The organism is Bifidobacterium asteroides, from assembly GCF_030758775.1.
GTDB classification, from domain to species: Bacteria; Actinomycetota; Actinomycetes; order Actinomycetales; family Bifidobacteriaceae; genus Bombiscardovia; species Bombiscardovia kimbladii.
In genome coordinates, this window is the sequence record NZ_CP132384.1 from 1,472,495 (window position 1) to 1,489,442 (window position 16,948).

Consider the following 16,948-nt stretch of genomic DNA (forward strand, 5'->3'; position numbering starts at 1 on the left):
CTGCAGATCATCCGTGCTCATGACGCGGCCTCCGGGTAGATCCTGGTCTCGATACCTGCCGCCACAGCACGCCGGACCATGTCCCAAGTGCCCAGGCTCGGCCCATCAGCCGCCGCGTTCGGCATGGCAATGCACAGATCAGCCCCATGGTCCACCATGGCCTGGTTACTCAGCTCCACGGCGTCATCAGGGTGGCTTTCGAAGTCAGCCGGGTAAGTCTCGACCGCCATGGCAGTGTGTACCGCCAGATCGCGGGCCATGGCATCCACCCCATCCGGGCAGCCACCCTGGATGATGACCACACGGCGGTTTTGCACAAGCGGAACCGGCACAGTACGAAGCCCGGCGAAGATGGCCTCAGCCAGAGTGCGACAGTCCCGGTTCCCGCAACGCTTGCGTCCGCCAGTGACGATGATGCGCATGTCACGCATGGCCGACCTCCTCGTCTTCTGCTCCTGCGAGCCGGGCGAGGGTGTCCAGGTCCATGAGCACGTACTGGTCGCCCATATGCGTGGCGCCCATGCCTGGACGGTGGAAGACCACTATCCCGTAGTCGGCTCCGGCGTTCACGGCCTCCTGCCTGGCCTGGTCCATCCAGTCCGCGAGCGCGAAGCGTTTCTTGTTCTTGCACTCCAGGATCAGGCTTCTGGTGTGGATGTACAGACCTTTGATGTCGCCTTCGTCCGCGTTGCCGTGGAGGGCCTCCCGGTGGATCATGCCCTCCGGGTCGCCGATACGGGCGCGCAGGTAGTCCAGGACGGCGGTCTCGTATCTGGTGCCTTTGTCTTTCTGCCTGCTCATGCCTGCTCCCTTTCGTGGTTGGCCTGTACGATCTGCCAGAGCATTTCGCTGGCCACGCGCCTCCGGTAGGACTGCCTCTCGGGGCTGTAACCCATGGCCGGGCGCGGGATGAGGCTGAGGCCGGAGCGTGACGGGCACAGGACGGCGTTGACCGCGTCGAGCATGATCTTCTGCTCTTTCAGCTGCTCGTACAGGCTGAGGGGGCAGACCAGGTAGTTGCGGTCGCCATCAGAAGGTCAAGCCGTTGCCCGACGTGAAGTCCGCCATGCAGCTTTTGACCTCGTAACAGACGAAAGTCCCCAACTCGACGCTGGCCGGCTCCACCGCATAGTTGGGGGTGAAGGGTTTGAAGCCCACGTAGTCAATGCGCCGCTCCTGCGGGGTCCCCTTGTCGAAGCTCACCTCGGAAGCCCAGTAGTAATGCCTGTATGTGAGCCGGCGTTCAACCAGCCGTCCGAGCATCGCCGTCGTCTCCTTACGCGACTTCGGGTCAGAATTCGGGCTCGTCATTGCCGGCTCCTCCCCATGGGTCCTGCGGCGGCAGGGTCGAATCCTGCGCCTGCCGGCCGCCGTTGCCGTTGCTGTTGCTGGTCGGGTTCTTCGTCACCTGGGCGGTGTTCCGGGTCAGAGCCGGCCCGATCTCGTCCAGGTGCAGCTCCATCACGCTCCGGTTGTTGCCGTCCCTGTCCTGGTAGGAGCGTTGCACCAGCCTGCCGTGGGCGATCACCCGCATCCCCTTGGACAGGCTGGCCTGGATGTTCGAAGCCATGGGACTGTAGGTGGAGTCCCAGGCCGAGCAGCGCATGAACAGCGCCTCCCCGTCCACCCACAGGCTCGTGTTCCGGTCGTACTGTCTGGGCGTGGATGCGATGGTCAGGTTCGCCACCGTGCCTCCGTTGGACGTGGTGCGCAGCACCGGGTCGGCTGTCAGATTGCCCACCACCGTCAGATACGTGTCTCCAGCCATGTCACTTCCTCCTATGGGATCTGGAATTTCCGGTATCACCCTTCACCTGGTGGAGCCGGGTGATTGCGTGTCTGTCTTCCGCCTCCTGGTTGCACATGAACCCGTGCCATCTGGCGCGAGCGCAGGATGAGGAATGGCATTGGTCGCACACTCCTGTGGAGTTGTGCGTGCAGTATTCGCATCGGCAGCCGGGGCTGGTGGACAGGCTCATGACCGGGCCTCCCTGCTGTGTTCGGGGCAGTGGCAGCGTGGGTGCAGCCGGGTGTCGCGCGTCCACCCGTAGTGGGTGGCGCCCAGGTCGAAGGCCGTCATGGCGTCGTCGAACCCGCAGACCAGGTGGTCTTCCCCGCCGGCTGCTCCGTCGAAGACGTGCCCGTCCGCGTGGATGGTTATATGACGGTCGCAGCCCGTATGATCGCAGTCGAAGCGCCAGCCCTCCTCCGGGACGTGCGTGGTGTACCCCTTAACATGGCTCATGCTCATGAGCGTTCTCCTCTCCCCAGGCACCAGCCCCAGCCGGCCAGGGCGGCCAGGTCGACCAGGCCAAGCTGCGGGTAGACGATGGTCCAGATGGTGCTGAACAAGCCCAGCGTGCCGCAGACGGCGGCCGCGAACAGCCATCTCATCATTCGGCCTTCCCGCTCTCAAAATGCACGGGAGTCAGAGGCACCCGGTCCAGCATCTCATCGCAGCTCATCGGGGGGATCATCGCCGCATACGGCTCCACCATCCGCCAAGGCTTGTCCTCCTTGTCGCCCGCGGCCCTCACCCAGTGGAGTCCGCCCTTGTCCTCGTAATAGCCAGACGCCGTAGGGATCGCCCCCTTGCGGCGCAGGGCGCAGGACACAAGGTACATAGGGATGCACTGCCCCAGGGGCGTATCCGTGAGGATCTGCGAGTAATACTCGCCCGGCATGATGGCTGACACCTTATACAGCCTGCCATTGGCCACCACGGCATCCCCATGGCGTAAGGGCTGATCCTCGATCTGCTTCCAGTCGCGCTCATCCCACACCAGGTCCAGACTCTTGATGCCGTCGAAAGGATGCCACTGCTCATCCTCGCTGTACCAGAGCACTTCAGGACACGGAACCGTAGTGGTCGACCCGTCGTCCCAAGTGGCCGACAGCTGTGTGCTTCCCAGCCACACGCTCTCATCAGACTGGTCATAGACGAGGCGACTGTCTATCACCGTGCCGTCATCCAACGTCACGCGCACATGCTTGCCGTCAATCCCGCCGGGCTTCAGGTGACTGTACCAGCTCGTCCTTTTCTCTTCGCTCATCACGCGGCCCTCCCGTCCGAAACGGGAATCTTTGGCATCAAATACTGGACCAGACTCTCAAACGGACCGCTGCTTTCGTGCTCCTCAGCCGCCCCCACCTTGCGCCGCAGTGCGCAGGAGATCATGGCCGTGGACACTCTGGCCGTGTGCTTCTCACCGGGGACGCGCAGCTGCCACAGGCCGCAGTCCGGCTTGTGTGAGACCAGCTCATAAATCCTACCCGACACAACGAGAGCGTCGATGGACTCGATGTCATCCAGGCCGATCCGATCCCAGTCGCGCTCGTCCCACACCAGGTCGATGCTCTTGACGCCGGTCACCGGATGCCACTGGCCGTCCTCTGCGCAAACCAGTATCGGCATATAGGCCGGCATGTGCGAGAGACTGCCACCCTGCACTACGTTGATGTTTGTAGCCATGCAGACGAATCCGGTGCATTCTCCCTTGGTATAGGCACTGCACTGGTCTTCATCGATGCTGTCGTAGCATACGGACCCTGCGACGATCGTTCCGTCGAAGAAGGTGGCCAACACATGCTGATTGCCGAAGTCCTGATATTTGAGATGGCTATACCACTTGTTGCTCATTGTTCTTCCCCTTATTGGTGTGCTTGATTGTTTTCCGTCGTCTCTTCAGCGAGCGCCGGCGGCGCCGGTGTCCGGCCTGCAGGGCGTGCATCCTGGAGTGGGTGATCAGCGCCCACAGGCTCACTTGTTCCAGGCTGTCCGCCGCATCATCCAGCAGGTCGTCCACCTCGTCAGCGTCATAACCCTGGTGGAGCCAGCCGCGCGTGGTAAGCAGTCTGGTTCGGATCTCATGGGGTGTGATCAGAGCCATCAGACCCACCACCCCCCAGTCCGTATAGGGCGCGAGTGGCCGGGTCAAGACGCTCCAGCTCCAGCTGGGCCAGCTCTTCCCGGCTCATTTGCCCGCCTCCGGCTGATCACCGTATGCAAATTTGTCTACGATTGCGTCAAGATTCTTCGGACGGTAGTAGTTGCTTTTGCCCAGGCGGATTGCATGGTCACCGAAGTATTTCCTGAAGGTCCGCTCCGGAAGACCGCCTACATACTCCTGGGCCTCGTCTTCACGCAAGAGTGCCTTGTTCATGCGGCCCTCCTCAGATCCTTGCTTTGGACTGCATCAATACGGTCCTGACTGACATGCCTGGCGATCAGGCTCAGACCTTTGGCGGTCACCCTCACCGGCGGGGCGAACGCAAACGAGGAGCCGTCCTTGAGCCGGCCGGTGCTCTGATAGGCGCGCATCATCAGATGACCGTTCTTCACCCGCTCCTGTGAGGCGACCCAGTGCCCGTCACGCCGATACACCCAGCCGTGCGAGGACAGCCAGTCAGCCAGGTCCCTGACACGCATAGCACAGCCGGCACCGCTGAGCATCTTCGCCGCCTCAGCCACCGAATAGGAGCCCGAAGCGTCAGCCAGCAAGTCCAAAGCCTTGGCCTTCGGCTGCAATTCGCCCACCTGCCGCTCCGCCACAGCCCTGGCCGCACGCTCATCCTTAAGAGCAGTCGCCAGACGGATCAGATAATCCGGGTCAGACAGGGTGCGCTCAACCACATCCTCCGACATGTACGCGCCATGCCTGCGGACAGAAGGCAGCACATCATGAGTGACCCAGCGTTGAAACTCCCTGGCCTGTGGCTTGTCCGAGCGGAGCACGATCTTGTAAAGGCCTGATTCGTTGACAATCCAACCCTCGCCCTGACGACCTAGATTGAATCTAGACCGTTCATCCTGGTCCAGCCGCTTGGCCAGATCGGAGGCATTCTGCACTCCCAGCACTTTCGCCACGTCGGAAAGCACCCACCAGGTCTCACTGGTCTCAAAAGTCAGAGTTCTGACCTGATGGCCCTTAAAATCAAAGCGCTGTATAATGTCAGTTGACATTGCAATACCTCAATTCTTTGTCACCGCCGCAGCTGGTACCTGCGGCATTACTTTTGCAAAGGCGAAAAATGCTTAAAGACCCGATAAGCACGTACAAGGAGTGGAGAGTCAGGCGGCTGAACGTCAGAATCGCCAAATTGCGCGGAAAGCAATGGGCAGAGCTGTATGTCGACAGATACAGCAGAGAGGAACTGCACCGGTTCTCCATCAAGCCGCTGTACTTCACAGACAAACGCTCCCTGCAGGACTTCATCGACCGGGTTAAAGGCGGGCAGGACATGGAAGCCCGCATCAGCATGCCGCTCCAGAAAGAAGCCACAGGCGACGACGCCGTGGAAAAATACGTCAGCCTCCCGCCAGGGGAAAGAAAAGAGCTGAGAATCACCTTCCGCTCCCCAGACGAAGAAAGAGAGGCCACCATCTGCTTCAAAGCCCGGCATGGCCGCCGGAAGGCGATCACAACAGTCGACGGTCCCGCCAGACTGGTCGATGCCATAGAACTCTCATGCCCAGACCTCACCGAAGACATGGGCCCGGTCAGACGCCGCCGCGCGGTTCCCGTCATCGAGCCGCTCGACTCCCGCGAGGAATCAGACAGGCGGAACAGCGCGGAACTAAACTGGAGGAATACGCTCCTGCCTGCAGTATTAGGCTTCATTGGAGGCGTCCTCCCCCTCCTGGCCAAGGCTGTCCTGCATATCTGACAGCTGCCGCTCCAGGTGATGCAGCAGCCAAGGATGCCGAACAGGCGGCTCCGTCCTTATAATGGCATCCCGCACCCTACCCACCGGCATGTCTTTCAGGAACGAACTCTCATCACACAGGTCCATGACCAGCTCACGGGCCCTGTCCGGCGACAGGCCCCGGTAGACGCCGAGCGCCATCATCAGACTCAGCGAAGCCCACGCCAGCGAGTCATACCAGCGCAAAGCATGGCAAAGAAACCACAACGCCCTCAACTTATGCCACATGTCACGCCGCCAGCCGGTTGTCAGACAGATCTTGCCTATGCATGGAGGCATCGAATTCCGCTGATTTAATCAAATCGTCAAAGGTAATACCAAGCCATTCAGCCACCTGATTCAGATCCTCGGTTGAGAATGGCCTCTGAAACCTGAACCGCTCGTATACATATTTCGGGTCCCTGCCCAATGCTTTTGCTACGTCCTTGCCGCTGTACCCGCAACGGGCCGCTTCCGCCCTCACTGCCCGGATGATCCGGGTGGAGGATTGCTTAAGTCTCATTTCTGGCACACCTTGATAGTGCCATATTTGGGACTATCTGTCAACTCAAAGCGGGACTTATTGTAAAAAGTGCCAAAATTGGTTACTATAAGGACTATGAAAAAGATAGACACGTTCACTGACCAAGCAATCAAAACTATTGAGTCCACTCGGCAGGAAGTGGGCATGACGACCCAGGAGCTCATCCGACGCTCCGGCATCAGGAGATCCACATTCTTCAGGAAGATGCGCGGGGATACCAGCTTCACCACCGAGGACATCGATGCGTTGGCCAAGGCCATGGGCGTCGACCCATTCCTTATCCTCAGCAACGCAGCCGAAAGAGCCGATACACTTAAGAAGACACATTTGGACCTCTCCCAGCTTCCCGAGGATGAGAAGGTGGCCTACGTGCTGGACAAGGTCAAGGCCGGCGACCAGTCCCTGGCGGCCATGAAGGATCCCAACAAGGAGAAGGAGGCAGAAAGGCGGCGATGGCAGATAAGGGTCCAAGGCTCCTGGACGGTCTGACGTCGACGATGACGTACGGGCAGATGCGCCACTACGCCGACACACTGAACGTCACCATCGGCAGCGCGCTCCTGCCGGCAGGCATGACCGGCTTCTACGATGAAGCCACCAGGACCATCCTCATCGACAGGCAGCTCATCTACTGCCAGAAACGCTGCACCCTCGTCCACGAGCTCATCCACTGGCAGCACGCCGACGCCACCAGGAACGGCATATACGGAGCACGTCTGGAACGAAGGACGCGACGCGAAACCGCGTTGAAACTCGTCAACCCACTCGAATACCAGACAGCCGAAGCCATGTACGAAGGCGACCCCTACCAGATCGCCTGCGAACTCGACGTGACCATCCAAATCATCCAGGACTACCAGCGCATACTCGATTCAAGCCGCATGCACTGCAAAGCACAGAGCTAATCCCCACAAGCAAGATCTCCGTACAGAACAACTGGTAGTCTGCTGGTAGTCACAGAAGACGAAAGGAATCACATGGTCAAGAAATTGGCCTCGCTGCTCCTGGCGGTATGCGTATTAGTCTCGCTCGCTGCATGCGGAGGACAGAGCTCCGATGCAGTACAGCGGCTCAACGCCGAATGCAGCAAAGCATCCGATGCCATCCAGTACAACAAAAAAGAGAACAGCATACTGTACATATCTGAATTGGAGTCGAGCTCAAGCCCGGAGCCTTTGCCGGGCCTTTCATGCATCACAAAAACCATTGGCGTTACCGCTGACGAGCTGAACGACCAGGTGCAAGAAAACGGCAGCGGGTATTTGGAAAAGAATGGATACAGCATAGGCATATCTTCTACCGGGCAAAATGTCATGCTTACCATAGAAGACCAAGAGAAGTGACAGTAATGAAGTTCGGTATGCGCACGCCCAGTCCCAGGCGCTCCCTCAAGGCGCGAACCACGGGCAAGTGGAAGAGGCAGGCGAAGAAGGCCCTCATCCCCGGCTACGGGAGGAAGGACATGGGGTGGATACGGAACCCCAGGAAAGCCGCCTACAACAAGATCTACCGGAAGACAACGTTCAGCATCTGGGACCTGTTCAAATAAGGCAAAATATGAGCCCCGCTCCGGCGGGGCTTTTGTTTTTCTGTCTGCTTTGGCTGCCGTTGCTGCGGCTGGGCTATCCCGCGTTCTGTTTCTTATGCGGCTTGCGCCCGCCGATGCCTTTGCGTGATTGGATCCACTGCTTGCGCCGACGTTCCTTCTGGGCTTTGACCTCCTCTGCTGTGGGCTCCCTGCCGGAAGGCTTCAGCGAGGGCGGCAGTTGGAGCGCCTGGGGGATGGCTTCGACCGCGTCGGCCCTCTGCTCGCTGTCGATGGTGGTGTAGATGTCGTCGACCTTGACGCTGGTGTGGCCGATCATCTCCTCGATGGCCTTGGTGTCCTTGCCGGCCTTACGCATGAGAGTGACGGCGCTGTACCTGGTCTCATGCCCGGTGCGCTCCGCAGGGTCCATGCCTGCCTTGGTGAGCAGGGCGCGGAATTCCGCGCCGTCGGTCTTCCATATGCGTGGGCTCCCGTCCCTGTTTCTGAAGATGAGACCGTAAGGGTTGGGCCAATCCTTGGTGGCCTGCAGGTAGCGGCGCATGACCTCGGCCAGTTCGGGCACCAGTGGCACGGGCCTGGACTTGCCGGACTTGGGGGTGATCAGGCACAGCCGGCCCTCCAGCTGCTCCATGACGTACCCGTCGGGCACCCGCCACCGGGCTTTGGGGCATCGGGCTCCGAAGTGGTGTCCGCACGGCCATTTGCCGTCCTTCTTTTTCCCGCACCCGTGCACGCGGGGTATCTCCGCCAGGGTGGTCTTGACCTCGTACCAGGGCTGCTCCGCGTCCAGGTGCAGGGATTTGATCTGTGCGCCGAGTATCTCGGCCTGGCGCATGCCGGTGAGTATCCTCCACCACCAGATGGCCCCCTCGCTGGGAGGCATGTCCAGCGTGGCCATCAGCATGGCCTTGAGCTCGGGCACGCTGAACGCCCTCCGTCCGGTCTCCACCTCGCTCTGCCCCCTGACCTTGACGCCCTTGACGGGGTTGATCTTGATGACCCGGTCCCCCATGGCCAGGTCGAATATTTGATCCAGGCAGGTCCACAGCTGGTGCCGGTAGCTGACGGACCGCCCGTCCTCCCGGGCCTTGTCCAGGATGCTCTGGATGGTGGTGGGAACGAACTGCACCATTTTCAACCCCATCCAGTCCTTGCAGTATTTGGTGACGCATCCCCGGTACGCGGTGTAGGTCTTGGGCGACACCCGCTGCTCGGCCGAGGTCAGGAAGAACTGCACGTACTTGTACAGGCGTGCGGAATCGTCGGAGATGGTGCCGGTGCTGGCGATCTGCTCCCTGGCATCCTTGAGCTTCTTCTTGACATCGTCGCTGGTCTTGCCCGTGTAGGTCTTCCGGCGGCGCACCCCGTCCGCGTCACGCCCCAGGTCGATCTGTATCTTCCACCGCTGCACGCGCTTCTTCTTGGTCGTGCCGTCCGGGCGCTTGACGGTGTAGGTGCTCCAGTACGTGTACGGCTTCGCGGCCCCCGTGGCTCTCTTCTTAGGCATGCCGACTCCTCATCCGCTGTCCTTGTGTGCCATTTGTGTGCCATCCTACAGCAAGTCCATAGACATGCCGCAGCCCTGCTACAGCCCTGCAAATGGCTTAATTACGCCATTTCGTTCCGCGAGCGCCATGGCCAGTATACGTGTAGCAACAGACTTCTAATCTGTAGGTCGAGAGTTCGAATCTCTCCGGGGTCACCATTAGCACTCCCTGCTGTTGCCCGGGCACAGGGATACTTCATGTTCTGTGCATCTCGCCATTGCAGTATTCCTTACCTCATGCACGACCCACCCGCCTTAAGACAGAAGGGCGGTCAGGTCAAGAAAGGGCACAAGCAAGAACTTAGGACTTGCCTTTGCACAATTGAGGGTCGAACCAGTCCCGCAGCCCGGCAGGAACCCGGTTGCGAACAACGCACGTTCGCTTGCCTTATACAGGACGTTGATTGTTCGCGTCACGACACCCGAAGGATGCCATGGGCGCCCTTCTCAGCCAGGCTCATGACGTGGTTGACCATGGAATAGTCGCCAGGCTGATCGACCTTGAGCTCCACAAACCCGCCTTGGGCCGGCAGCAGGGGCAGGACCTGGGCTCCCGCTGATGAGGATGAGGCAGCAGCGGAATTCCCTCCTGCGCCTCCGCCTATCAGATAGCGTCCCTCAGTCCAGACCGTATCGAACTGGGTTCCCACAATGTGGAAGGACAGCGGCTGATTTGGGCCAGCATCCAGAACCCAGATGCGGACCCTTTGCCTCTTCCCCAGCTTGAGCGGGTGGGCGTCATATTGAAAAGCCCGTCCGTTGAAGGTCATGATATCCGGGTTCATGGCCGCTACCTTTTCCGCATCGGCAGCCCCTCCATTGGACCCCAGATAAATTTCGGACTGGACCAGAACATATTCAGCAGCCACGGGCGGCAGCATGCCGTCATCGACAACCACAGCCCCATACATGCCGTTGGCTATGTGGTTTGACATGGGGTCGCTGCTGCAGTGGTACATCCAAATGCCAGCCCGATCAGCGGTGAAGGTGTACAGGAGCTCCTTGCCCGGCTCAATATTGCGCATCATGGTCTGAGGGACGGCCGGACCGGCATGAAAGTCGATGGAATGGCTCATGCTTCCCTTGTTCCTGATGGTGACTTCAAAAGTGTCTCCCACACGGCCCCTTAACACCGGACCCTGAGCCAAAGGGCGCGATCCACTATCCCGCGAATCGTTCGCGTCGTCGAAGCTCCAGACCGTGCGCTCAAGCCCCGCAGCCACCTTTTCCTTGCGTTCCTTGATATCCAGTGCGTATTTTCTGGTTCCAGCCCTCCCCTGATCATCCAGTGGCGGAAGAGCGGCCTTGGCGGGGTCGCTCTTCTCAGCCTGAGACTTGAGCTTGGCGGCTGATGGGACATGGCTTAGGGCCACCTTCCCAGCTGATGACTGACCTTGCCCGGCAACGATTCCACCCCTGGTTTTGATCTTGAGCTCCATGCCCATCTGGCGGTGTCCTGCCAGCGAGCACCATCCCAATGTGTCCCCGCCTAGGACCCCCACGTCGACCGAGACGCTCTGGCCTACCGGAACTGACCCTGTGCTCTTGCCATTGGCGAAAACCAAGTCGTGCCGCTGATCTCCGGTGTTCCTAAAATCTACAATCAGCCGGTCTCCTGCATCGATGGTGATGGTATCCGGCACAAAGGCCATCCCTTTTACCTTGATCGTTGCTCTGCTGGTGTGACCCGTCGGCTGGACGCTCTTTGACGATGCCTCCTGGACGCCTCCGGCACTAGGTGCCCCGACCGAGACAGCCAGCGTCGGCCGCAGAGCCATCAAGACCATGGCAGCCACCAGGACCAGCACGGTAGCGGAAGTGGCAACCAGATCCGTTCTTAGGGCCAGGGTTCCCACTTGTTCGGTTTGCGAACCCTCAGGCTGGCGACGACGGTAGCGTTTGGATGCCAGGATCTGCTTGCCGCGAGCGGCCAGGTACACCACGGTCAGCATCATGGAGAGGATTCCCAGGACATTCAGCAGGTTCCCCGCCTTCCATAAGGGCGTGTAGAGCCGGATGGTTCCAAGGAGCCTGATCAGCAAGCCAACCTGCATAAGCGCCCAGGCAACCCAGAGGAGCGGGTGAAAGGGCAAGGGCCTGCGGATGACCGAGGGGACGATCATGCAGACATGGGCGATGACCATGGTCATGATGAATCCGATAGCCAAGGCATGCAGCGCCATATCCCCCCAGTAGGTGCTGGAATCCAAGGGCGCCGCCATCCAGATGAGGGCAGCCAGAAGTCCCCAGGCGTATGCCGACAACATGCAGGTGCCCATGAATCCTGGCAGGCCGCCATGGCGGAAGGTCCCCTTGGCCACGTCGTGACTGGCCATGACCAGGAGGAGCAGACCCAGCGACAACCCCAGAAGCGGATAGCCGACCGCAGGCGCCATGGCTTGGATCGGCAGCATCAGGACTGTCAGGAGGCTCAGACCAAGAATTCCCGATTCAAGACGGATATCCGAAAAGACCGCCCTGGCCAGCTCCACCCGCTCCCCCACGATGGTCAGAATAAGAAAGAAGAGCCAGGTTGGGGCCAGAACCGAGGCGTCCAACCCTGCAACCCACGCAGCAGCTCCGACCAGACCAACCAGGGATCCGAGGACCTGTATGAGCACCTCTGCAGAAGGCTGCCGACGCCAGATGGCCAAGTACATGGCTGTCAGGACCAACATGGACAAAGTCCACGGAATGCCGCCAAAAAGCTCCACCCTGACCCATGCTGGGGAATCACCATGGCTTGAAACCATCAACGACAGCAGGCAGAGCAGAGACCCCAGCAAGCCCAAGGCAGGAGCAAAAAATCCCCAGGAGGGTTTGCTGGATCCGCCGCTGCGGTAGGCCACTGCCCTCTCCAGGCCAATGGCTGCGCCCAAAAACCCATAGACCATGAGCCCGCCGTGCAGGTCAGCCAGCGGCACCCTGCCTGAAGGGTGAATCAGATCCGCGCGAATCAACGCCGCAACAAGGCCAAGCAATGCAGCCAGACCTGCGCCGATGAGAAGGGCCATCCTGGACCTGGGCAAGGCCGTCCTGCCGCCGGACTTGCGCATCTTTGGGTCATCCTGCATGGGTCTGTCCGCCTTGTCCTGGGTTGATAATTGATTGGATAGTTATACAATTTAATCGATGAGTCAGAAAATTCAACCCTCTAAGCAAGGGATCCATGCCCCCTCTGGGCGCAGAAGCGGGGAGGAGATCCGCTCTGCAATCTTGGATCATCTGCATACGGCAGCCGAACAGACCGGTGCAGGCCTAACTGCGCAGCAGATCGGAGCAGCCTTCGGCATCCATCCGACGACCGCTCGTTTCCATCTTGAACGCCTGGTCGAACAGGGCGATGCTGTCCGTCATACAAGAGACAGGGAAGGTCGATCGGCCGGTCGAGGCAGACCGTCTGTCATCTACTCCCCTATATTCACAAACCATGCCAGGGAGGATATGATCTCCTCGCTCTGCTTGGCGCTGGAAACTGCCTGTCCCGATGCTGACAGCAGAGGTAGGGCTGCGCTGAAAGCAGGTCAGGTCTGGGGTCGTACCCTGGCCAGACAAAGCGGGGCGAATGCCGAGAAGGACGTGGCCTCGAGCATGTCGCAGACGCTGTTGAATACTCTGGCCACCCTGGGTTTTGCTCCGGTTATGGCAGAACCGGATTCATCGAGCCTGTTTCTGACCGCATGCCCTTCTTGGACAGTGTCAACGCCCATCCCATTATCTGCACGATCCATCTGGGGATGGTCCAAGGAATCGTGGAAGGCAGCAGCAAAGCGGCCGGGAATAAAAGAGCCCGTGTATCGCTGGAACCTCTGTCATCGCCAAAAGGATGCTTCCTGAAAGTAGCCAAAGCGGACAACCAATCAAAAAGGAGAGCAAAGCAATGACCTACGTGATTGCCCAGCCCTGCGTGGACGTCAAGGACAAGGCCTGCGTGGACGAATGCCCGGTGGACTGCATCTACGAGGGCCCCAGGAACCTATACATCAACCCCAACGAATGCATCGACTGCGGTGCCTGCGAGCCCGTCTGCCCGGTGGAGGCCATCTTCTATGAAGAGGATCTGCCAGAGGAATGGACCTGGTTCAAGGATGCCTCCGAAGACTTCTTCGCCCAAGTCGGAGATGCCGGAGGCGCCCAGGCCCAGGGACCCTACGATCACGACCATCCACAGGTCGCCGCCCTGCCCCACCAGGATAATTTTGTCTGCATCCAGCCGGAATCGCGCGGCCAGCGCGCGGTCTGGGTCCGCAAGGACCAAATGGAATGAAGGCCGGTTCAAGCCAGGACGATCACCTGGTCTTCCCAGACTTTCTGGACCGCCCTGTGGAGGAAGCCGCCCGTCTGCTTTTGGGCTGCCTGATCATCCGGGACTACGAGTCGGAAGGAAAACAGGCCAGGGTACGGATCGTGGAAACCGAAGCCTACGATCAGAATGATCCGGCCAGCCATGCCTACCATGGACAATCGGCCCGCAACGCCGCTCTCTTCGGCCCCAGCGGACACATGTATGTCTACTTCACCTATGGCATGCACTACTGCCTGAACATCTCCTGCCAGCAGGACGGGTTCGGCGCCGGTGTGCTGATTCGGGCCTGCCAGCCAGTGCAGGGTCTGGACCTTCTGCGCAGCCACAGGCACGGACGTCACACGGACCGGGATCTGACCAACGGTCCCGCCAAGCTCTGCCAGGCATTGGACATTGACAAGCGCTACTACGGCCATGACCTCAGAAAACCGCCCATCCGTCTGGCAGCCGACGGACTGGCCCAGGACGAGACCATCACAGCAACGCCACGAATAGGCATATCCCATGCCAAGGAGACTCTGCGAAGGTTCGTCGTCACAGGCAATCCCTACCTGTCTCGATAAGTGAGCGACAATGCTTCACCTTTGGCTCGCACTGTCTAAAAGAGTGGCTTATCGCTCAATAAAGCGTGACTCGACACAGCTCTGGAAGCGGACAAGCGAGAGAATGACGGCAGCCAGCAGAGCGATGATCAGCATGCCCATGAAACTGCCGGTCACCGGATCCAGGCCAAACACTGTTGAGAAAGCCTTGAAGACCCAGGTGGATGCCGTAAAACCAAGGCTGGTGGTGGCTGAAAAGACCCCCATGACCAGCGGATAGCGCTTGTGCTCAGTCAGATTGGACAGATAGTAGGGGCAGGTGGCCATATTGATGGCACTGCCCGAACCAATCAGAAATGCCGATAAACAAACCAGCGGGAATGAGCGAGTGGTCAGGAAGAGCAGGGCGCCCAGGGCCATCAAAAGGAAGGCAACCGGAATGGTCCATTGCCGGCATATCCGCTTGATGCCGTTGATGCCGAGCCCGATCACGACTGAGGAACCCGTGTTGAACATCAGGGCCACCCCGGCTGCACTGGTGCCGCCCAAACCATACTTGGCTATGTAGACCGCGAGCTTGTTGTATAGGACGGCGACCAGGAAAATGCTCAGAAACCCAATGAGAATGCAGGAAATGGTAGCCCACCAGCATTGTCCACTTTTTCGGGAGGACAGTGCCTCAGATCTTACGGCCTTTTCCGACTCCTCTTCGACGGCGCCAACCCCAGGAACCATGAAGATGACCAAGACCAGGGCAGGCAAGGCCAGAAAATAGAGCCAATAGTTGTGCAGCCAACCTCCCTTGGCCAGTACACCGCCCAGAGCAAGAACCAACATGGAAGAGCCATCCTGAACAGCCAGGACCAATCCCATCAGCGCCGCCAACTGTTCTCCACGGAAGAACCTGGCCGACAGGCTGGGTAGAACCGTAGTGGCGATGCCCACGCCAAACCCGACAACCAAGGCAAACAAGAGCAACTGGTTTACACTGCTGTGCACAACAAGGGGCATCAAACCACCCAGAGCGACACACAGACAGCTGATGCAGGCAGCGGTTCTGAAACTCATTCTGGTCAAGAGCTGACCGAACAGAAGAGCTGAAACTATGGCAGCCGAGGAGCCTATGGAAACCACCGACTCGACAGTGGAAGGATCGGCGCGAGGAAAGGATGCCTGAATGGCCGCCACGGAAGGAGAGATGATGGAGTCAAACCGCGACATGATGGCCAAGGCCATGATTCCGACCAGAACCCCAAGGTTTCGTCTGGCCAATATCCCTGTGTTCTTGGGCTTAGACGCGCACGGGTCCGGTTCCACCGTCGCTGCCTCCCTCTCAATATCAGCGGCACCATTCCTGGTTGATGGGGGTAGTCTACTCCAGCAGCAGGGCCATGCCAACCAACACGACGAGGAAGAGCAGATTAAACGCGGTATAGATTTTCAGGTAATCGCCTTTCTTGCCCGGATACTGCTTGACCACAGCCTTGTAGGAAATCAGTGAGGCCATTGAAGCGACCAGGGTGCCGAGCCCTCCCAGGTTGGTGCCCAGAATGATCGGGCGCCAGGCTGTCGAAAAACCTGAGACCAGCAGGGCTGTTGGCACATTGCTGATGACCTGGCTGCACAGGACCGAGGTAATCAAAGGGTGGATATTGACCAGGCCACTGACCAGGTTGTAGAACTGGGGGATCCGTCTGGCATTGCCTATAAAGATGAAGAAAGCCACAAAGGTCAGGAGCAGTCCCCAATCCACATGCAGAAAGACCCGTCTGTCGCAGATCAGAAAGGTCACCGCCACCACCAGGACCATGGCCCACTGGGGAATCAGCTTGGCCACACCGAGCAGGCAGACAAGAAAGAGCAGGAGGTAGACGGTGATGCGCCATCCGCTGGACTGCTGCATCTCCTTGACCTGAGGCTGTATCCCCTCCTCCCTGGGCGCTAGTATGCTGCGGCGGATCTCTTGCGCATCCATGCCCTCGAACTTGTTCAGATGCTGATTCCTGAAGACGAACCAGCAGCACAGGAAGAGCATCAGGGCTGCAGCCAGGGCATAAGGTGCCATGAGGAGGAGGAACTCCCCGGCAGGCATCTCAGAGCGGGCCTTGAGATATAAGTTGTGAGCATTGCCGATGGGCGTCAGCATGCTGCCCACATTGGCACCCAGGGTCATCAGGGTGACGATCAGCAGAGCATGGTTTTCCAGACCAGCCATGATGAGAACAGCAATGGCGAAGGGCACGAAGGTGACCAGGGCTACATCGTTCGTGATGAACATGCTGGAGAAGAAAGGCAGGGAAACCAGCACCAAGGCCAGGCCCCGCACCGAGCGGACACGACTCAGCAGGCCGGCACCAATGGCATGGAAGACCCCGATGCGCTGAAATCCGCAGACCACCATCATGAGGGATCCCAACTGGGTAAGGGTATTGACGTGGATGTAGCCAAGATACTGCCGGTCAGGAGGAATGAGGATGCAGGATACGAGAGCGATGACTGCCGCGACGACCAGGACGGTTTCGTTCTTCAGCAGTCCGATCACCCGATGTTGCATGGTCACCTCCGGCGAACGAATTCCTCACTTAGTTTACGCGCCCGCCCACGGCTTACAGGGCCTCTCCCGGCGCTATTTTCCGCCCCTAAGACCAAGGTCGGGACACTCGGCGCTACTGGTTGCTTGCCTGCCTAGTCCCGACTTTTGATCCTTGTCGGATACGCATAGAGTCGGATCCTTATGAGGCATGGAAAGGGGTCCTGCGAATCAGTGCATTCGCGG

Annotated in this window: 23 protein-coding genes and 1 pseudogene; 8 read left to right on the forward strand and 16 right to left on the reverse strand. The window is 59.4% G+C overall.

The genetic code is table 11. The annotated features are described in order from the left end of the window. Positions 1–17: 17 nt before the first annotated feature. The 12 genes and pseudogenes from RAM15_RS05870 to RAM15_RS05925 all read right to left on the reverse strand — a co-directional run bounded on the left by RAM15_RS05870 (position 18) and on the right by RAM15_RS05925 (position 4,963). Positions 18–431: an SLOG family protein gene (locus RAM15_RS05870; protein ID WP_306221161.1), complete on the reverse strand. Its 414-nt coding sequence runs from the start codon at positions 429–431 to the stop codon at positions 18–20. After that, entirely contained in the window at positions 424–801 is a 378-nt protein-coding gene (locus RAM15_RS05875) for a hypothetical protein (RefSeq protein WP_306221162.1), read from the reverse strand. The genes RAM15_RS05870 and RAM15_RS05875 overlap by 8 nt, the downstream gene beginning before the upstream one ends. Then, positions 798–965, reverse strand: a complete 168-nt coding sequence (locus RAM15_RS05880; RefSeq protein ID WP_306221163.1) for a hypothetical protein — start codon at positions 963–965, stop codon at positions 798–800. The genes RAM15_RS05875 and RAM15_RS05880 overlap by 4 nt, the downstream gene beginning before the upstream one ends. 64 nt (positions 966–1,029) lie before the next feature. Beyond that, positions 1,030–1,263 carry a hypothetical protein gene (locus RAM15_RS05885; protein ID WP_306221164.1) on the reverse strand — a complete coding sequence of 78 codons (234 nt, stop codon included), beginning with the start codon at positions 1,261–1,263 and terminating at the stop codon, positions 1,030–1,032. Positions 1,264–1,306: 43 nt separating this feature from the next. After that, positions 1,307–1,768: pseudogene (ssb, locus tag RAM15_RS05890) on the reverse strand (single-stranded DNA-binding protein); the annotation flags it as partial. 207 nt (positions 1,769–1,975) lie between these two features. Continuing rightward, positions 1,976–2,245 (reverse strand): hypothetical protein, encoded by a 270-nt coding sequence (locus RAM15_RS05895; RefSeq protein WP_306221166.1) that lies wholly within the window; start codon positions 2,243–2,245, stop codon positions 1,976–1,978. A gap of 2 nt (positions 2,246–2,247) precedes the next feature. After that, positions 2,248–2,397, reverse strand: a complete 150-nt coding sequence (locus RAM15_RS05900; RefSeq protein ID WP_306221167.1) for a hypothetical protein — start codon at positions 2,395–2,397, stop codon at positions 2,248–2,250. Then, a complete protein-coding gene (locus tag RAM15_RS05905) occupies positions 2,394–3,053 on the reverse strand; it encodes a hypothetical protein (protein WP_306221168.1) in 660 nt (219 codons plus the stop codon). Before RAM15_RS05905 ends, RAM15_RS05900 begins: the two co-directional genes overlap by 4 nt. Further along, entirely contained in the window at positions 3,053–3,640 is a 588-nt protein-coding gene (locus RAM15_RS05910; RefSeq protein WP_306221169.1) for a hypothetical protein, read from the reverse strand. Before RAM15_RS05910 ends, RAM15_RS05905 begins: the two co-directional genes overlap by 1 nt. Continuing rightward, positions 3,621–3,938, reverse strand: a complete 318-nt coding sequence (locus RAM15_RS05915; RefSeq protein WP_306221170.1) for a DivIVA domain-containing protein — start codon at positions 3,936–3,938, stop codon at positions 3,621–3,623. Before RAM15_RS05915 ends, RAM15_RS05910 begins: the two co-directional genes overlap by 20 nt. Positions 3,939–3,974: 36 nt before the next feature. Further along, positions 3,975–4,163, reverse strand: a complete 189-nt coding sequence (locus tag RAM15_RS05920) for a hypothetical protein (RefSeq protein WP_306221171.1) — start codon at positions 4,161–4,163, stop codon at positions 3,975–3,977. Continuing rightward, positions 4,160–4,963: a phage antirepressor KilAC domain-containing protein gene (locus RAM15_RS05925; protein WP_306221172.1), complete on the reverse strand. Its 804-nt coding sequence runs from the start codon at positions 4,961–4,963 to the stop codon at positions 4,160–4,162. The genes RAM15_RS05920 and RAM15_RS05925 overlap by 4 nt, the downstream gene beginning before the upstream one ends. A gap of 68 nt (positions 4,964–5,031) precedes the next feature. Between RAM15_RS05925 and RAM15_RS05930 the strand changes: the two genes are divergently transcribed. The 5 genes from RAM15_RS05930 (at position 5,032) to RAM15_RS05950 (ending at position 7,778) form a co-directional block, all read left to right on the forward strand. Then, positions 5,032–5,667 (forward strand): hypothetical protein, encoded by a 636-nt coding sequence (locus RAM15_RS05930; protein WP_306221173.1) that lies wholly within the window; start codon positions 5,032–5,034, stop codon positions 5,665–5,667. A gap of 706 nt (positions 5,668–6,373) precedes the next feature. Beyond that, complete coding sequence (locus tag RAM15_RS05935) at positions 6,374–6,718, forward strand: hypothetical protein (protein WP_306221174.1); 345 nt, start codon at positions 6,374–6,376, stop codon at positions 6,716–6,718. Beyond that, positions 6,682–7,134: a hypothetical protein gene (locus RAM15_RS05940; RefSeq protein ID WP_306221175.1), complete on the forward strand. Its 453-nt coding sequence runs from the start codon at positions 6,682–6,684 to the stop codon at positions 7,132–7,134. The genes RAM15_RS05935 and RAM15_RS05940 overlap by 37 nt, the downstream gene beginning before the upstream one ends. 72 nt (positions 7,135–7,206) lie before the next feature. Continuing rightward, complete coding sequence (locus RAM15_RS05945; RefSeq protein ID WP_306221177.1) at positions 7,207–7,572, forward strand: hypothetical protein; 366 nt, start codon at positions 7,207–7,209, stop codon at positions 7,570–7,572. A 5-nt stretch (positions 7,573–7,577) separates the two neighbouring features. After that, entirely contained in the window at positions 7,578–7,778 is a 201-nt protein-coding gene (locus RAM15_RS05950) for a hypothetical protein (RefSeq protein ID WP_306221178.1), read from the forward strand. A 73-nt stretch (positions 7,779–7,851) separates the two neighbouring features. Here RAM15_RS05950 and RAM15_RS05955 read toward each other — a convergent pair whose 3' ends face one another. Next, positions 7,852–9,285 (reverse strand): tyrosine-type recombinase/integrase, encoded by a 1,434-nt coding sequence (locus tag RAM15_RS05955; protein ID WP_306221179.1) that lies wholly within the window; start codon positions 9,283–9,285, stop codon positions 7,852–7,854. A gap of 452 nt (positions 9,286–9,737) precedes the next feature. After that, a complete protein-coding gene (locus RAM15_RS05960) occupies positions 9,738–12,398 on the reverse strand; it encodes a multicopper oxidase domain-containing protein (protein WP_306221180.1) in 2,661 nt (886 codons plus the stop codon). A 58-nt stretch (positions 12,399–12,456) separates the two neighbouring features. On the opposite strand from RAM15_RS05960, the gene RAM15_RS08545 reads away from it, so the two are divergent. The 3 genes from RAM15_RS08545 to RAM15_RS05970 are packed head-to-tail and all read left to right on the forward strand — an operon-like array spanning position 12,457 to position 14,193. Further along, positions 12,457–13,161: a helix-turn-helix domain-containing protein gene (locus tag RAM15_RS08545; protein ID WP_372338648.1), complete on the forward strand. Its 705-nt coding sequence runs from the start codon at positions 12,457–12,459 to the stop codon at positions 13,159–13,161. Positions 13,162–13,204: 43 nt separating this feature from the next. Further along, positions 13,205–13,591, forward strand: coding sequence for a ferredoxin (gene fdxA / locus RAM15_RS05965; protein WP_229131754.1), 387 nt, complete (start codon positions 13,205–13,207; stop codon positions 13,589–13,591). Beyond that, entirely contained in the window at positions 13,588–14,193 is a 606-nt protein-coding gene (locus RAM15_RS05970; protein ID WP_306221181.1) for a DNA-3-methyladenine glycosylase, read from the forward strand. The genes fdxA and RAM15_RS05970 overlap by 4 nt, the downstream gene beginning before the upstream one ends. 48 nt (positions 14,194–14,241) lie before the next feature. Here RAM15_RS05970 and RAM15_RS05975 read toward each other — a convergent pair whose 3' ends face one another. Then, positions 14,242–15,444 carry an MFS transporter gene (locus tag RAM15_RS05975; RefSeq protein WP_306221183.1) on the reverse strand — a complete coding sequence of 401 codons (1,203 nt, stop codon included), beginning with the start codon at positions 15,442–15,444 and terminating at the stop codon, positions 14,242–14,244. A 100-nt stretch (positions 15,445–15,544) separates the two neighbouring features. After that, positions 15,545–16,726: an SLC13 family permease gene (locus tag RAM15_RS05980; RefSeq protein ID WP_306221184.1), complete on the reverse strand. Its 1,182-nt coding sequence runs from the start codon at positions 16,724–16,726 to the stop codon at positions 15,545–15,547. Positions 16,727–16,948 lie beyond the last annotated feature (222 nt).

Bases quoted from the DNA above. Each gene is read 5' to 3' on its own strand.
- RAM15_RS05930 (WP_306221173.1), top strand. From the start codon at position 5,032: ATGCTTAAAGACCCGATAAGCACGTACAAGGAGTGGAGAGTCAGGCGG.
- RAM15_RS05905 (WP_306221168.1), bottom strand. From the start codon at position 3,053: ATGAGCGAAGAGAAAAGGACGAGCTGGTACAGTCACCTGAAGCCCGGC.
- RAM15_RS05955 (WP_306221179.1), bottom strand. From the start codon at position 9,285: ATGCCTAAGAAGAGAGCCACGGGGGCCGCGAAGCCGTACACGTACTGG.
- RAM15_RS05870 (WP_306221161.1), bottom strand. From the start codon at position 431: ATGCGTGACATGCGCATCATCGTCACTGGCGGACGCAAGCGTTGCGGG.
- RAM15_RS05885 (WP_306221164.1), bottom strand. From the start codon at position 1,263: ATGCTCGGACGGCTGGTTGAACGCCGGCTCACATACAGGCATTACTAC.
- RAM15_RS05935 (WP_306221174.1), top strand. From the start codon at position 6,374: ATGACGACCCAGGAGCTCATCCGACGCTCCGGCATCAGGAGATCCACA.
- RAM15_RS05960 (WP_306221180.1), bottom strand. From the start codon at position 12,398: ATGCAGGATGACCCAAAGATGCGCAAGTCCGGCGGCAGGACGGCCTTG.
- RAM15_RS05940 (WP_306221175.1), top strand. From the start codon at position 6,682: ATGGCAGATAAGGGTCCAAGGCTCCTGGACGGTCTGACGTCGACGATG.
- RAM15_RS05980 (WP_306221184.1), bottom strand. From the start codon at position 16,726: ATGCAACATCGGGTGATCGGACTGCTGAAGAACGAAACCGTCCTGGTC.
- RAM15_RS05950 (WP_306221178.1), top strand. From the start codon at position 7,578: ATGAAGTTCGGTATGCGCACGCCCAGTCCCAGGCGCTCCCTCAAGGCG.
- RAM15_RS05925 (WP_306221172.1), bottom strand. From the start codon at position 4,963: ATGTCAACTGACATTATACAGCGCTTTGATTTTAAGGGCCATCAGGTC.
- RAM15_RS05875 (WP_306221162.1), bottom strand. From the start codon at position 801: ATGAGCAGGCAGAAAGACAAAGGCACCAGATACGAGACCGCCGTCCTG.
- RAM15_RS05970 (WP_306221181.1), top strand. From the start codon at position 13,588: ATGAAGGCCGGTTCAAGCCAGGACGATCACCTGGTCTTCCCAGACTTT.
- RAM15_RS05895 (WP_306221166.1), bottom strand. From the start codon at position 2,245: ATGAGCCATGTTAAGGGGTACACCACGCACGTCCCGGAGGAGGGCTGG.
- RAM15_RS05900 (WP_306221167.1), bottom strand. From the start codon at position 2,397: ATGATGAGATGGCTGTTCGCGGCCGCCGTCTGCGGCACGCTGGGCTTG.
- fdxA (WP_229131754.1), top strand. From the start codon at position 13,205: ATGACCTACGTGATTGCCCAGCCCTGCGTGGACGTCAAGGACAAGGCC.
- RAM15_RS05880 (WP_306221163.1), bottom strand. From the start codon at position 965: ATGCTCGACGCGGTCAACGCCGTCCTGTGCCCGTCACGCTCCGGCCTC.
- RAM15_RS05920 (WP_306221171.1), bottom strand. From the start codon at position 4,163: ATGAACAAGGCACTCTTGCGTGAAGACGAGGCCCAGGAGTATGTAGGC.
- RAM15_RS05945 (WP_306221177.1), top strand. From the start codon at position 7,207: ATGGTCAAGAAATTGGCCTCGCTGCTCCTGGCGGTATGCGTATTAGTC.
- RAM15_RS05910 (WP_306221169.1), bottom strand. From the start codon at position 3,640: ATGAGCAACAAGTGGTATAGCCATCTCAAATATCAGGACTTCGGCAAT.
- RAM15_RS08545 (WP_372338648.1), top strand. From the start codon at position 12,457: ATGAGTCAGAAAATTCAACCCTCTAAGCAAGGGATCCATGCCCCCTCT.